The organism is Thermohahella caldifontis (assembly GCF_041153465.1).
GTDB lineage: Bacteria > Pseudomonadota > Gammaproteobacteria > Pseudomonadales > Oleiphilaceae > Thermohahella > Thermohahella caldifontis.
In genome coordinates this window covers 2,173,534-2,187,738 of the sequence record NZ_CP154858.1, presented here as the reverse complement: position 1 = coordinate 2,187,738, position 14,205 = coordinate 2,173,534, and the positions used below count along the sequence as shown (strand labels likewise).

Sequence of the window (14,205 nt, the reverse complement as noted above, 5' to 3'; positions counted from 1 at the left end):
GCCTCACCGGCCAACCAGACGTTCCACCTGCTGGCTCATGGCGGACAGCTCGGTGGCCGTAAAGACAATTTCCTCCACTGCCTGGATGGTTTCCCTCATGCCCACGTTGATCTGCTCCATGGACTGATTGATTTCGGAGGTGGCCAGTGCCTGCTGTTCACAGGCGATACGGATTTGCCGGGAGGACGTGTGGCTGTCCTGAACCAGTTGCACGATCCGCTCGAAGATGTCGCAGGTATGCGTGGCGGCCTCCTGACCCTGACGCACGCTCTTGAGGTTTTCCTCGGTGGCCAGTACGGTGGCGCTGGTGGAGTTCTGCATGTCCCGGATCATGTTGGCAATGTCATCGGCAGATTCGCGCGTGCGGTTGGCCAGCTTGCGCACTTCCGCAGCGACGACGGTGAAGCCCTTGCCGTGTTCGCCCGCCCGTGCCGCTTCGATGCTGGCATTGAGTGCCAGCAGGTTGATCTGGTCGGTGATTTCCTGAATGGCGTCAACAACCCGGCCAATCTGTTGTGATCGCTCGGAAAGATTGAGAATCCGGTCGGCGGTGGCCTGGTTCTTGGCTTCGATGCCGGTCAGGGATTGCAGGGTGGACTGCATGGCCGACTGGCCTTTCTCGACGACATCCACAGCCTGCTGGGACAATCCTTCCACCTGATTGGCATGTTCCAGCACCTCTTTCTGGGAGGCTTTGAGCTCGGCCGATGCGCTGGTGGTTTCGTTCACCGAGGCAGATTGCTGGACGATCTGGGCCCGCTGCTCCTGGGCTGCGCTGGCCAGGTCGCTGCTGTTTTTCTTCAGGGTTTCGGCAATGCTGGCCAGCTGCCGGCGTGTGGTGAACAGAATCCAGCCGGAGATCAGCAGGCCCGTCAGCACGGCGGCCAGTGTACCCATCCGGCCCACCAGCAGGCGCTGATTGCTGTCGGCCTCTATACGCTGATTCACTTGCTTGCGCAGTTGGGCGGAGGTCCGCAGGAGGTTGCGCAGGGAGGTTTCCCACCCGGTGTGATCTTCCGGGTTGACGAGGTTGGTTTCGAGGGAATGAAGTGCGCCGGCCATGGCGTTCAGCAGGTCCCGCCGGGAACTTTCAAAGGCAGGCAACTCCAGGGCGACACCCTGGAAGGTCATTGTTCCACCCTCGCGCAGCAATGTCAGGTCTTCCAGTACCGATTCCAGCGCCCGTCGCGCTTCGGCCGGATCATTCAGAATCGCCCGCTGCAGGACGACTTCTTCCGCGTTGCGCTCGATTTCATTGAGCAGATTGAGGCGCGCCGCTTCCGTTCGCAGGCCGGTATCCGCCACTTCAAGATAGACCTGCAGCAGGATCATAATCAGGGCAAAGAGGCCCGGGATGATGGCGATCCGCTGGATCAGGGTTTTGCGTTCAAACAGTGTCATTGGGAATGTCCTCCGGACAGACTGGTCTTGATGTGCTCAGTCAGGGTATTCAGATTCACGACCAGTACGGGCCGGCCTTCGTCCATCAGCACACCGGTGAACCGACCCGTTTCCAGTGTGGTATAGGGATCCACGCGCGGATCGAGGGCTGCCGGGTCGCAGCTGAGCGTATCGCCCAGCACGCCTGTCGAGAGGCCGAAGAGGTCCGAGTCCACTTGCAGGATCAGCAGGTGATCCGGTTCCGCCGGCGGATGACCGAGCCAGCAGCCCAGATCCACATGGGCCAGCAGGCGACCCCGGTAGTTGAAAACGCCGCGCAGGGCATCGGGCTGACCGGGGAGGTGTGTGGTCTGCGGTGCGGTCACCACCTCAATGACCTGTTCCGCGGGCACCGCATAGGTTTCCTCGTCCACATGCAGTGTCATCAGGGTGAGCGGGGCTTCCGTGGTCTTGTCGTCCAGCCTGGGCGCGGCCAGTGTCTGGGCGCGTTGGCGCAACAGTGTTTCGGGCAGTGGTTGTGTCATTTACCGGATCCCTCATCGGTCAGCGCCGCACTGACCTCCTCGCTGCTGACAGGCGGCTCCACTTTAAGCATAGTGGGTTGCGCAAGGCTGTCCAGCCATTTCCGCAGCAATCGGGCATGGCGGCCTGCCAGGGCATCATGGCCCGCTCGCCGGGCAGCCTTCCAGAGCAGCCAGTGGGCTTCCGGCAGGTCTGGGATCAGATACAGGGCCTTGCGGCACAGGACAATCGTGGCTTCAGGGTCCTGGGTGTGCTGTGCCTCGGTCAGAAATGCCCGGGCCTTGAGATGGGGGGAGGGCTCTCCCCGTTAACTGTGAACGGGCGCGCGGGCGCAGGGACCGGTGAGGCTGCGGGTCCAGTGCCATCGCGGTTTTGGGGTACGGCCCGCGGGCCGGTCACCGTATGCCTTGCCTGCGCTGTCACCGGCTGGCCTGCGACGGGCCGGACATGCTCGTAAAGGGTGTGATCTGCAGCCGTGATCAGTTGCCAGCAGGGGCCGGAGACGTCTCGGGTCAGGGGCAGGCGCTCGCTGTGTCCGAGCAGCAGCCAGGCACCCGGGCGGGTCACCCGAAGGAAGGCGTCGGTGATGGCCGTCTGATGGTGCCGGTCGAAGTAGATCAGCGCATTGCGACAGAGGATGACATCCGGCCGCGGCAGCGGTGCCTGAACCTGACCTGCAGCAAAGGCAAGCAGGTCAAGGCGATCGAAGCGAATGCGGTCCCGGTATGCGGCGCTCAGCACATAATGGTAGCCCTGTTGCGTGAACGCTTTCCGGCGGATGGACTCGGGAATCTGCCTGACGGCCCGCGCGCTGTAGACGCCGTCCTGTGCCTGCCGGAGCTTGTCCGGGTTGATGTCCGTGGCCACAATCCGGACCCGGTCCGCCAGACCGCAGGCTTCCAGCATCAGCAGCAGGGTATAGGGTTCTTCCCCGCCGGCACAGCAGGCGGACCAGATTTCCAGGGGCGCAGCATTGGCCGGGAGGCTTCGGACCCGTTCCACCACACGCTGCAACTGGGCAGGGTAGCGCCAGAACCAGGATTCGGGCACGCTGATGGCACTGATGAGCGCCTGGCGGGCCGCTTCGGGCAGTTGTTCGGGAGTGAACCGTTCGGCGTTCCGGTAGCTGTCGGGCAGCCAGGTCTCCACCCAGGCCTGGAGTTCGTGCAGGCGGGGATGATCCTCCGGCATGCCCAGTCGTTTTCGCAGTGCGTCAAGAACAGGAGACGGTTTCATCGGCAATTCGGTCGGGCTCAGTGTCGGGCTGCCAGGGGATCTTCTTCCAGCTTCCGGATAATCTGTTCCAGCATGCGTGCCCGGCGGGTAGGCGAGGTGTCGGTGAGAATCTGCTGCAACTGCTGGATCAGGTCACGGGTGCTCTGATCGACCCGCAAACCCCGGTTGAATGCGGCGTTGGTTCGTTCCACCGTTTCTTTCAGCACGGCGGATAATGTCTCTTCCTGCTCTTCCGTCAGATCCAGTGTCAGGATGCGCATGTCCACTTCTTCCGCAAGCCGTTCCACCTCCGACACAATTTCGTTGGTCAGCAGCTGGTAGGCTTCATCCACGGTGTGCAGGGTGCGTTCGATCCGTTCGGTCAGGGTCATGAGCAGTCGCATTTCCGAGGCCAGCGCGTGGGCGTCATCCAGGGCCTTGACGCGGGCGTCACAGCCCTGAACCAGGTAGAACAGGTTGTCCTTCAGGGTGCCGCAACGTTTCTCATCGTCCACCGGCATGTTCTTCACCAGCAGTGATACCTGGTCATAGTTGACCACCAGCCGCCTGCCAAAGGGCACGAGTCGGCCCTGATCCTTCAGATGATGGAGAAGCTAGGTCTCCAGATCCTTGGGCATGCCGTTAGATTCCAGGTTCTTTTCTTCAAAGCGGCCGCGGATCTGCAGGCTGCACTTGAGTCCGTACTGGCGGGTGGCCTGGAGCAGGCGCAGCCCCAGTTCATTGAAATCGTTGCAACGGTTGGCATCGAGAAGAAAATGCATGTTGATGCCCAGATCACTGGTATCGGTCATGGCGACCATGGCCACTTCCTGAGCCATCTGCAGCTGTTTTTGCATCTGTTCATTGGCGATGCGGTGCATGATCGCCCGGTTCAGGCGGGCCAAGAACTCATCGCGCGGGGTATCGATACACAGGTAATCCTCGGCGCCCTGGTCAAAGGCGCTGACCTTGTGATCGATATCATCATCCGCGGAAACCAGCACCACCGGGATCCCGGCCAGTGCCGGATCGTGCTTGATTGTGCTCAGAATGTCCAGGCTGTTGTCGGCGCTCACCGCCGGGCCAACGAGAATCAGCCGATAGGCTTCCGGGTTGGTGATGGCCCGAATGGCGTCGGGGCCAACCAGGCTCACCTCGAACTGTCCGGCCAGATGCGCCATGAGTGCTTCCGTCGCGGTGGTATCCACCACAATCAGCCGGTGAAGTGCCATGTCCCTCTCCTTGTCCGTTAAATGGTGACTGATTGAGTGTAGACCATTTCCGGATCGGGTGTTGACGGATGTGTGCAGCCTGGCGAAACCTGACTATGCTGTAAACAGATCTTCCATGGAGGTGTCGGCAACATGCAGATTCTGGTGGTGGATGATGATCCCGAACTGCGCCAGTGGGTGGCGCTGAACCTTGAGGCGGCCGGACACACGGTGGTGCAATGTGAAACCGGGTTGCAGGCGGTGGATGCCGTTCAGGCCGACCGGCCGGACGTGGTGCTGCTGGACGTGCTGATGCCGGGCATGGATGGCTGCCAGACGGCCCGGGCCATCCGCAAGGTGTGTGCCGAACCCTATCTCCCCATTCTGTTCCTCACGGTGGTATCGGAACCCGAACGCCTGGTGCAATGCCTGGAAATCGGTGACGGCTTTGTCAACAAGCCGGTGGATATGCGGGTGCTGGAGGCCAAGCTGGCCGCCTTTGACCGCTGGGCCCGCATGGCCAACCGTCTGCGACACCAGAACCGCAAGCTGCAGGCGTGGCGGGCGCGTATGGAGCAGGAAGTGGCGGTCTGCCGCCATATTCTCAGGCAGGCGCTGGCGGGGAACCGGGAGAGCTTGCCGGGTATCCGTGCCTTGCACAGCGAGACGTCCACCCTTAACGGTGACATTCTGCTCATGCACGAGCGCCCGGATGGAGGCGCCTGGGTGCTGCTGGGCGACTTCACCGGGTACGGGCTCTCCGCCATGGTGGCCGCGTTGCCGGTGTATCACCGGTTCTTCGAGATGGCGCGGGAAGGTCACGATCTGGCGGGCGCGGTGCGGGACATCAACCGGCTTCTGCATGAGGTATTGCCGGCACAGATGTTTCTGGCAGCCACCCTGGCGGAAGTGAGTGCAGACCGTTCACAGGTGCGGCTCTGGTGCGGGGGGCTCCCGGATGGCAAGGTCATCGGGAAAGGGGGCGACGTGCGTTATTATGTGAATTCCACCCATCCTCCGTTGGGCATCCTGCCGGACGAACGCTTCGTCAGTGAGCCGGTCACCGTCCCGCTGGGCGAGGGCGACCGGCTGTTTCTCTATACCGAGGCCCTGACCGAAAGCCCCTGTAACGGGGCCCCCCTGGGCGAGGCGGGGTTGCACGCCTTGCTGGCCCCGGAGGGTGACGCACTCGAGCGGGTCCGTGAGCGGTGGGCACAGGGGAGCGAAGACACGGCCGCCCCCGGGGTGTCACGCTGGTGGAAGTTCGGGGTGGCGCGGTCCCGGCTCAGTGCCGGTAACTGGCCTGGACGCCAATGCCCACTTCGAGCCGCTCGAACCAGTCGAGAAAGCGCTTGACGTCATCGCCGCGGAAGATGCGCCCATGCTGGGGCGCCAGGTACTCGATGTCCAGCTGACGCACCCGCTTGATCCAGTCATTCTTGGCGAAGTTGGAGGGCATCCAGCGCTTGTGGAAGTACTCCATGTGGCGAATGTGGGCGTTGAAGTCTTCCACGAACAGGGGGGCTGGCCGGGTTCCAGGGCCGCTCCCACATCGCCGGACATGAGGATTTTCAGCTCCGGGTCATAGATGTGATGGTTGCCGGAGGAGTGCAGGTAATGCGCCGGGATGATCTGCAGGCTCACGCTGCCCAGGTTGATTTCGCCGCCTTCGTCCGGGATGGGTACGTACTCGATATGATGCATGCCGAAGTGGCGGATGAAGCCCTCCCACAACCAGGGGGCGTGCAGGCGAGCCTTGGGCAGCGCCTGGTCCCAGAGCCCAAGGGAGGAGATGATGTCCGGGTCCTGGTGGGAGGCAAACAGATCCGTAATCTCGTGGATGGGGGCATGCTTCAGGGCGCAGGCCAGCATGCTGGAAAAGAGTTCGATGCCGCCGGGATCCAGAATGACCATGCGGGTATCCGTGCGCACCAGATACTGGTTGGTATCCAGAATCTTTTCCGGTTTTTCCGGATCCCGGCCGCAGATGATCCAGCGGTGTGTCTTGCATTCAAGCAGGGTCTGAGTAAGCATGGCTAACGTCCTGTCCGTTTCCGTTCAATGCGTGGTGGCCCGGCCGAGCATGTCCAGAATCTTGCGGCCGACCTTGATGCGCTCGTCAATTTCACCCGCGGCCTCTTCGATGTCGGCGGCGATCACAAACAGCGCCTGCTGAAAGGGTCCGGCCCTGGACGCCTCGATCCGGCAGGTGGCCACGATCGAATTGAGTGCCCGGGTACAGTCCCGGATTTCCTCGATCAATTTGTGTAACTGGCTGAAGCTGCGCTCGTTGGCGGCCTCCAGTTCGGCCGCATTTTTCCGGTAACGCTCGTGCAGCGCCCTGACCTCGGCGTTGCCAGGGTCTGCCGCCACCACCCGGGCGAGCTTCCCGGCCATGCTGCGCCGCGCAATGAGCGTGACCGCGGACTGGGACAGGTGTTGCGAGGTGTCGCTGATGCGGTTGGCGCAGTCGATGGTGTTGCGTGAAAACTCGTCAATGAACTGCGTGATGCCGGAAAACCCCTGCCCCCAGGCCCCGGCACGGGCGGTGATGGCCTGTGCGTTCTTGGAGGAAATGGAAATCCGTCGGGCGACCCGGATGGTGCTGCTCAGCTCCGTCGCCAGCGTGGCACTGACCACAAAGCGCGGAATGGGGCGGCCATGGTAGGCGGTGTAGAGCTCGTCAATGTCATCCGGAGTCAGCATGACGGGTCCGTAAGGTGATGTGTCTGCACTAAATAATAGCCGGTTCCGGTGGTATTGCAAATCACAGGCAGAAAGGCCAGTCCGGTGCTATGCTAGGTACCACGCAATGAAGTGGATATCACATCAGGAGTGCAGACATGCTGGATGACGAGACCCTGCTCAAGGTGGGGCAATCCTTTTATATCCCGCCGCGCCCGGAGGTACTGGTCCGGATTCAGGAAATTGCCGGGCAGCCGGAGCCGGACGTGAATGCGCTCGTGCGTGCCGTGACGTCGGACGTGGCCCTGTCGGGTGCTGTGCTCAAGACGCTCAATTCGCCGGCCTTCGGTTTTCGCATGCGCATTGACAACATCCATCAGGCGACCATGTTGCTGGGCATCCGCAAGATCACGGCCCTGGCCACAGGCTTTTTGATCCGGCAGGCCTTCAAGGGCAAGTCCGCCAGCATCTCGCTGGAGGACTTCTGGGAACGGAGCCAGCAGAGCGCGGACCTGATTTACTTTATCGGGGACAAGACCGACCTCAAACGCTATGTGCCCCTCGAAACCCTCTACACCATCGGCCTCTTTCACAATGCCGGTCAGGCGGCCATGGCCATCCGGTTCCCGGACTACGACCAGACGCTGGCCTGGGCTGACGCGCATCCGGAGGCGCGCCTGGTGGACATCGAGGATCAGCGCTACCACACGGATCACGCCGTGGTCAGCTTTTATCTGGCCCGCAGCTGGGGGCTGCCTGACAATGTGCTCAAGATCATCCTGTGTCATGCCCGGGAGGAGTTTCTGGAGGCGGACTTGCCCTTGCCGGACAGCATGGCCATGGCCGCACTGATGATGACCCGTGCATTCCAGTTCCGTTGGAAGCATTTTGAGGAAGCCCCTTTCTGGCTGGCCCATCAGGCGGCCGTCACGGAGCTGATTGGTCTGACGCCGGATGACGTGCTGGACCTGCGGGAAGACGCAGAGGCCCGGCTGTTCGGCCAGTAGCGCAAAAAAAAACGGCAGGATTCAGATCCCTTGCTATACTTAGTGTCGAACGGATTTCACAAAGAGAATGGCAATCATGGCAAAGATTCTTGCGGTGGACGATTCTGCCTCCATGCGGCAGATGGTGGCCTTCACCCTGAAGGCAGCCGGGCATGAGGTGGAGGAAGCGGAGGACGGCCAGCAGGCTCTGGAGAAGGCCCGGGCCACGACCTTTGACCTGGTGATCAGTGATGTGAATATGCCCGTTATCGATGGCATTACGCTGATCCGGCAGTTGCGGCAGGATGCGGCGTACCGTTTTACACCCCTGCTCATGCTGACGACCGAAAGTGCACCGGAGAAGAAGGCGGAAGGCAAGGCCGCCGGTGCGACCGGCTGGATTGTCAAACCCTTCAATCCGGACCAGTTGCTCAATGTGATCAAGAAGGTGCTGGGCTAGCCGGGCCCGGGAGAGCGGGACATGAGCATCGACCTGAGCCAGTTTCACGCCATCTTCTTTGAAGAAAGCTTCGAGAACGTGGATGTGCTCGAACAGGGGCTGCTGGCACTGGATGTCAACACGCCTGACGCGGAAGCCATCAACACCATTTTCCGGGCCGCCCATTCCATCAAGGGCGGAGCCGGCACCTTTGGCTTCCAGGCTGTGGCGGACTTCACGCATGTCATGGAGAACCTGCTCGACCGCATTCGCAGTGGCCAGCGTGCGCTGGATCAGGACGTGGTGGACATCCTGCTCGGCAGCGTGGACTGTCTGCGCATGCTGCTCACCGCTGCACGTGAGGGTAGCGAGCCGGACAGGGACCTGTGCGCGGCGCAGCAGGCCCGCCTCGAAGCGGCATTGAGCGGGCGCGATCCGGCACCGGCCAGTCCGGCCGGCGACAAGCGGCCTGCCCCGGATCCGGAGCCAGCCGGGGTACCGGTGCAGACGGGCTGGCGGATCGTGTTTCAGCCCCATCCGGAACTGGCACAGCGCGGCAACGACCCGCTTCGGCTGATTCGTGAGCTGATGGCACTGGCACCGGCCACCGTGACCTGTGAGACCAGCCTGCTGCCGGCCTGGCCGGAGTATGACCCGACGCGGCTGGAACTGAGCTGGACCATCATTCTGAATGAGGCCATACCCCGGCACACCATCGAGGAGGTGTTCAGCTGGGTGGAAGATGAATGCGACCTGGCGCTGGTACCCGTGCTGGGCTCCCCTGAGACCTCGTCCGGGGAAGCCGGTGGCAGGCCGGCGACCGCACCGACGGCAGCTGCACCGACAACGCCGGCTCCGGCGGCGGACACGGAGGCGGCGTCCCCTGCCGGTGAGGGCGACGGCCAGGTCACGCCCCGGGACGCGCCAAAGCCCGCGACGGAGACCGCGCCCAGGCCCCGGACACCGGTCACGCCGGTTGCGGCGGCCAGTCAGTCCATCCGGGTGGATCTGCCCAAGGTCGATGCACTCATCAACATGGTCGGCGAACTGGTGATCACTCAATCCATGCTCAACATGCTGCGCGATGAACCGGAGCTGCAGGGCTACGACCGCCTGCACGAAGGGCTGGCCCAGCTCCAGCGTCAGACCCGTGCCCTGCAGGAAGGCGTGATGCAGATCCGCATGCTGCCCATCAGCTTCTGCTTCAGCCGCTTTCCTCGCATGGTCAGGGACCTCAGCCGGCAACTGGGCAAGGACATTGAACTGGTCATGTCCGGCGAGAACACGGAAGTGGACAAGACGGTGATCGAAAAAATCACCGATCCCTTGGTTCACCTCGTCCGTAACAGCATCGATCACGGTATTGAGCCGCCAGAGGCCCGGGAGGCGGCGGGCAAGCCCCGGACCGGTCATGTCTGGTTGCGGGCATACCACCAGGTGGGCAATATCGTGATTGAAGTGGCGGACGACGGGGGCGGCATCCATCGTGACCGGGTGCTCCAGAAAGCGCGTGAGCGGGGCGTGGTGCCGGCGGACGCCCGGCTGACGCCACAGCAGATCGACGAACTGATTTTCGAGCCGGGATTCTCCACCCAGGAGGCGGTCACCGATCTGTCCGGCCGCGGCGTCGGCATGGATGTGGTGCGTCGCAATGTGCAGGCCCTTGGTGGCAGCATCAGCGTGGAATCCGAAGCCGGCAAGGGCACGACCTTCATCATCCGCCTGCCCCTGACGCTGGCGATCATGGACGGACAACTGGTCCGGGTGGGGGATGAAACCTACATCATTCCGCTGGTCTCGGTTGTGGAGTCACTGGAACCGGACCGGACGATGATTCATTACGTGGGTGGCGATACCGAAACCATCAAGCTGCGTGGTGAGTATGTGCCCGTCATCCGGCTGGCGGAGATCCTGGGTGTCCACCAGCCGATGCGGCCGGCACTGGAGGACGGCATCGTCGTGATCGTGGAGACGGACCGCCAGCGTTATGGCATTTTTGTCGATGATCTGCTCAATCAGCAGCAGATTGTCATCAAGTCTCTGGAAGACAATTACCGGCGTGTGCCCGGCATGTCCGGCGCGACCATTCTGGGTGACGGGCGGGTCGCCCTGATTCTGGATGTGGACGGGCTGATGGGCCTGCTGAAGGAAAAGGAGGCGGCTGCCCATGAGTGATACGGCCACACGTGAATACCTGACCTTCTCGCTGGGCGACGAAGTGTATGCCATCGACATCCTGCGCGTGCGCGAGATCCGCAGCTGGGAGACGGTGACCCGAGTGCCTTTCGCGGACCCCTGGGAGTGCGGGCTGGTCAATGTGCGCGGTGCCATCGTGCCGGTCACCGACCTGCGCCGGCGCCTGAGCCTGAACACGCGCCCCTTTGACAAGCACACGGTGGTCATTCTCGTGGGCCGCCGGGAGAATGACCGGGACAAGACCTGCGGGCTGGTGGTGGATCAGCTCAATGACGTGATTTCCGCCGCTGCGACCCGCATTCAGGATGCCCCCGGTTCCGTTCCCGGATTGACATGCGTTTTGTCTCCGGACTGACGGAACATGCAGGCCGCCTGGTCATCCTGCTGAATCTGGACACCCTGTTTGACACCCGGGCCGGACACCTGCCGGCCGATCTGGAAGGAGAAACCCCATGAGTATCCGACAGGCCATGATTCGGTTTGCCACCCTGATGGTGGGGGCACTGGTCATTCTGGCAGCGCTGACGCTATACGAATTGCGGGATATCCGCACAACGGCCGACAGCACGGGCGAAGCCGTGCACCTGGTTCGGGAGGTCACCCTCCTGGACATGTATCACGAGGGGTTGGAGGCGGCGACCTATCGGCATCTGGCCGCCGTGCTGGCGCAGGATCAGGCGGGTATGGAGGAGGTGGCAGCGGAGGCGGATGACGTCATCCGTGCCATGCAGCAGACTTACGAGCGGCTGCGGGCACTCAGGCTGACGGACGAGGAGGCCGAGCTGATCCAGCGCGTGGAGACGCCCCTGAAACGGTACTTTGAGGCAGCCCGGCGTCAGCTCCGGACGACGAACGAGGTGGCCTTTCAGCAAGGAAACGACGCCTTCCGGTCAGCCTTTGAGGATCTGGAATCGGCACTCGAAAAAGCTGGCGAGACCATTGTGTCGGATGCGGATGCCCGTGTGCAACGGACCTTGGCTTCGGTGAGCCTGGCCAGCTGGGTCATGACTTTGGGCGTCCTGGCCGTCATGGTCATTGCCGCCCTGAACCTGCTCAGGCTCTGGCGTTTCCTGCAAGCGGAAATCGGGGGCGAGCCGGCCGAAGTGGCGGAGATTGCGCGCCAGATCCGTTCCGGCAACCTCAGGCTGGCGCTGGATGACCAGCGACCGGGGCTGTATGGCGAACTGCGGGCCATGCAGCAAAACCTGAAGACCCAGTTTGAGGAGATCAGCCGGCTGCGGCAGGCACTGGAAACGGTCACGACCAACGTGATGGTGGCTGATGACCAGTTTAACATCGTGTACATGAACCCGGCGATCAAGCGGATGTTCGAAGTAGCGGAAGCGGAAATCCGTGAGGTCTTTCCCGACTTTCGTGCCGATGACCTGATTGGCAAGAACATCGACCTGTTTCACAAGAATCCGGCCCACCAGCGCCAGCTGCTGAGCCACCTCAATGGCGTGCACAAGGCACGCATTGCCATCGGCTCACGCCATTTTGACCTGACGGCCGCCCCGGTCATCGGGCCGGATGGCGAGCGCTTGGGGTCCGTGGTCGAATGGGCGGACATCACCCAGCAGCTGAAGGTGGAGCAGGAAATACAGAACCTGGTGGAAAAGGCGGCCGCAGGCAAGCTGGACGCGCGCATCGGGCTGGAGGACAAGGAGGGTTTTGCACTCAATCTGAGCCGTGGCCTCAATACCATTCTGGACCAGATCCAAAAGGTCTTCGATGATGTCCAGCGCACGGCAGAGGCGCTCGCCAACGGGGATCTGACCGTCAGCCTCGACACGGGTTACCAGGGGCAATACGGCACCATCGCCCGGGCACTGAACAATGCGGTGGACAAGCTGCACCATGCCATCCGTGCCATTGTCCAGTCCACCCGGACCATTCAGCAGGCCATGACGGAAGTGGCCACCGGCAACAGCCAGCTGTCCGAGCGTACGGAAAAGCAATCCTCGAATCTGGAAGAAACGGCCTCTGCCATGGAGGAGCTCGCCGCCAATGTGCGGAATACGGCGACCAACGCCCGTGAAGCCAACGAACTGGCCGTTCAGACCCAGAGCAAGGCCGAACAGGGCGGTGAGATCGTGCGCCGGACCATCGCCTCCATGCAGGAAATCAATGCCGCCAGCAGCCGCATTTCGGACATTATCGAAGTCATCGATGACATCGCCTTCCAGACCAACCTTCTGGCGCTCAATGCCTCGGTGGAAGCGGCCCGGGCGGGTGAGCACGGCCGTGGGTTTGCTGTCGTTGCCACGGAGGTGCGCAACCTGGCCCAGCGATCTGCCACCTCGGCCCGTGAAATCAAGGAGCTGATCGAAGACAGCGTGCGCAAGGTGGAAGCCGGTGGCAAGCTCGTCAATGAATCGGGTGACGCTCTCGCGGAAATCATTGCCAACGTCAAGAAGGTTACCGGCTACATTTCCGACATCGCCGGTGCCACGGAAGAGCAGAGCAGCGGGATCGAGCAGGTCAACCGTGCCGTCAGCGAGCTGGACGAGATCACCCAGCAGAATGCGGCATTGGCCGAAGAGGTGGCCTCGGCCAGCGAGTCGGCCATCGAATCGGCGGATGCCATGGCGCATCAGGTGGCCTTCTTCCGCGTGGACGGCGTGGAGGCCGTGACCGCAGGTGCCCCACGCCAGGTCGCTGCCGCGCCGCCCCATGGTGTTCCCGGAGACAAGCCCGGCGCGGCTACGGACCAGATCGTCAGCCCGCTCAAACCCGGCAAGACCGAGGACTCCGAGGATGAATGGGAAGAGTTCTGAGCATCCGGTCAATGACGGGCAGCACCGTCAGGCTCTGACCTTCGTGCTGGGTGGCGAGCAATATGGCGTGGACATCCTGCGTGTCCGGGAAATCCGCGCCTGGCAGGCACCCCGGCCGCTGCCCAACCTGCCCGACTTTGTCAGTGGCGTCATGGACTTTCGGGGGGGCGCCGTGCCGGTCGTGGATCTGCGCAAGCGCTTCCGTCTGCCGGATGCCACCACGGACCGGGAAACCGTGATCATCGTGGTGAGCGTGCAGGTGTCGGACACCGAGGCGGTCATGGGCATGGTGGTGGATCGCGTGGCGGACGTGGTGGACATGCCCGATGGGGCCATCCAGCCACCACCGACGTTGGGGCATCGGCTGGACACCCGTTTCATGTCGGGCATGATCCGTCACAATGACCGAATGATTGTGCTGGTGGATCTGGACCAGCTGCTCAATCCGGACGGCTTTGCAGAAGTGTTTGCGGCTGCCGCGGCGCAGGGAGGAGAGCATGAACCGGATTGAGTTGCCCCGTGCGCTGACCATCCAGCACGTGGAGAACCTCAGGCATCAGTTTGACGACCAGCCCGCTGACAGCGCCCTGACGCTGGATGCCTCGGGTGTTGAAGTGGTGGATACGCTGGGCATTCAGCTGCTGCTGGTACTGGCCAGGCGGCAGACCCGGGCGGGAGGCCGCCTGACCCTCGTTGGCGTGCCAGACGTTTTGGTTGACGCCTTGCGTGATCTGGGACTGGATGAAGCATTGCCGGTCAACACCGAGGCATGA

General features: G+C 62.5%; 16 protein-coding genes and 1 pseudogene. 9 read left to right on the top strand and 8 right to left on the bottom strand.

Annotated elements, in window-relative coordinates; genetic code table 11:
- Positions 1 to 3: 3 nt before the first annotated feature.
- The 5 genes from AAIA72_RS10590 to AAIA72_RS10570 form a co-directional block, all read right to left on the bottom strand.
- Positions 4 to 1,401 carry a methyl-accepting chemotaxis protein gene (locus AAIA72_RS10590; protein ID WP_369600286.1) on the bottom strand — a complete coding sequence of 466 codons (1,398 nt, stop codon included), beginning with the start codon at positions 1,399 to 1,401 and terminating at the stop codon, positions 4 to 6.
- On the bottom strand, positions 1,398 to 1,925 hold the full coding sequence (locus AAIA72_RS10585) for a chemotaxis protein CheW (protein WP_369600285.1): 528 nt from the start codon (positions 1,923 to 1,925) through the stop codon (positions 1,398 to 1,400). The genes AAIA72_RS10590 and AAIA72_RS10585 overlap by 4 nt, the downstream gene beginning before the upstream one ends.
- Positions 1,926 to 2,187: 262 nt before the next feature.
- Positions 2,188 to 3,159 (bottom strand): protein-glutamate O-methyltransferase CheR, encoded by a 972-nt coding sequence (locus AAIA72_RS10580; RefSeq protein WP_369600284.1) that lies wholly within the window; start codon positions 3,157 to 3,159, stop codon positions 2,188 to 2,190.
- A gap of 17 nt (positions 3,160 to 3,176) precedes the next feature.
- Positions 3,177 to 3,719, bottom strand: a complete 543-nt coding sequence (locus AAIA72_RS10575) for a hypothetical protein (protein ID WP_369600283.1) — start codon at positions 3,717 to 3,719, stop codon at positions 3,177 to 3,179.
- Between the two features lie 33 nt (positions 3,720 to 3,752).
- Positions 3,753 to 4,370, bottom strand: a complete 618-nt coding sequence (locus tag AAIA72_RS10570) for a two-component system response regulator (RefSeq protein WP_369600282.1) — start codon at positions 4,368 to 4,370, stop codon at positions 3,753 to 3,755.
- A 132-nt stretch (positions 4,371 to 4,502) separates the two neighbouring features.
- Here AAIA72_RS10570 and AAIA72_RS10565 point away from each other — a divergent pair, with 132 nt between their 5' ends.
- Positions 4,503 to 5,705, top strand: a complete 1,203-nt coding sequence (locus tag AAIA72_RS10565) for a SpoIIE family protein phosphatase (RefSeq protein ID WP_369600281.1) — start codon at positions 4,503 to 4,505, stop codon at positions 5,703 to 5,705.
- Here AAIA72_RS10565 and AAIA72_RS10560 read toward each other — a convergent pair.
- The 3 genes and pseudogenes from AAIA72_RS10560 to AAIA72_RS10550 form a co-directional block, all read right to left on the bottom strand.
- Positions 5,635 to 5,862, bottom strand: coding sequence for a hypothetical protein (locus tag AAIA72_RS10560; RefSeq protein WP_369600280.1), 228 nt, complete (start codon positions 5,860 to 5,862; stop codon positions 5,635 to 5,637). The two genes, AAIA72_RS10565 and AAIA72_RS10560, sit on opposite strands and share 71 nt — an antisense overlap.
- A 62-nt stretch (positions 5,863 to 5,924) precedes the next feature.
- Positions 5,925 to 6,263, bottom strand: a pseudogene (locus tag AAIA72_RS10555) (MBL fold metallo-hydrolase); the annotation flags it as partial.
- 144 nt (positions 6,264 to 6,407) lie between these two features.
- Positions 6,408 to 7,055, bottom strand: a complete 648-nt coding sequence (locus tag AAIA72_RS10550; RefSeq protein ID WP_369600279.1) for a hypothetical protein — start codon at positions 7,053 to 7,055, stop codon at positions 6,408 to 6,410.
- Between the two features lie 137 nt (positions 7,056 to 7,192).
- Between AAIA72_RS10550 and AAIA72_RS10545 the strand changes: the two genes are divergently transcribed.
- From AAIA72_RS10545 to AAIA72_RS10510, 8 genes are all read left to right on the top strand, one after another.
- Positions 7,193 to 8,041: an HDOD domain-containing protein gene (locus tag AAIA72_RS10545; protein WP_369600278.1), complete on the top strand. Its 849-nt coding sequence runs from the start codon at positions 7,193 to 7,195 to the stop codon at positions 8,039 to 8,041.
- A 76-nt stretch (positions 8,042 to 8,117) separates the two neighbouring features.
- Positions 8,118 to 8,480 (top strand): response regulator, encoded by a 363-nt coding sequence (locus AAIA72_RS10540; RefSeq protein WP_369600277.1) that lies wholly within the window; start codon positions 8,118 to 8,120, stop codon positions 8,478 to 8,480.
- Positions 8,481 to 8,501: 21 nt separating this feature from the next.
- The gene (locus tag AAIA72_RS10535) at positions 8,502 to 10,634 is read left to right on the top strand and encodes a chemotaxis protein CheA (RefSeq protein WP_369600276.1); all 2,133 of its coding nucleotides are present in this window, start codon (positions 8,502 to 8,504) and stop codon (positions 10,632 to 10,634) included.
- Entirely contained in the window at positions 10,627 to 11,010 is a 384-nt protein-coding gene (locus AAIA72_RS10530; RefSeq protein ID WP_369600275.1) for a chemotaxis protein CheW, read from the top strand. Before AAIA72_RS10535 ends, AAIA72_RS10530 begins: the two co-directional genes overlap by 8 nt.
- Positions 10,989 to 11,111, top strand: a complete 123-nt coding sequence (locus AAIA72_RS10525) for a hypothetical protein (RefSeq protein ID WP_369600274.1) — start codon at positions 10,989 to 10,991, stop codon at positions 11,109 to 11,111. Before AAIA72_RS10530 ends, AAIA72_RS10525 begins: the two co-directional genes overlap by 22 nt.
- The gene (locus tag AAIA72_RS10520; protein ID WP_369600273.1) at positions 11,108 to 13,432 is read left to right on the top strand and encodes a methyl-accepting chemotaxis protein; all 2,325 of its coding nucleotides are present in this window, start codon (positions 11,108 to 11,110) and stop codon (positions 13,430 to 13,432) included. The genes AAIA72_RS10525 and AAIA72_RS10520 overlap by 4 nt, the downstream gene beginning before the upstream one ends.
- The gene (locus AAIA72_RS10515; protein WP_369600272.1) at positions 13,413 to 13,943 is read left to right on the top strand and encodes a chemotaxis protein CheW; all 531 of its coding nucleotides are present in this window, start codon (positions 13,413 to 13,415) and stop codon (positions 13,941 to 13,943) included. Before AAIA72_RS10520 ends, AAIA72_RS10515 begins: the two co-directional genes overlap by 20 nt.
- On the top strand, positions 13,930 to 14,205 hold the full coding sequence (locus tag AAIA72_RS10510) for an STAS domain-containing protein (protein ID WP_369600271.1): 276 nt from the start codon (positions 13,930 to 13,932) through the stop codon (positions 14,203 to 14,205). Before AAIA72_RS10515 ends, AAIA72_RS10510 begins: the two co-directional genes overlap by 14 nt.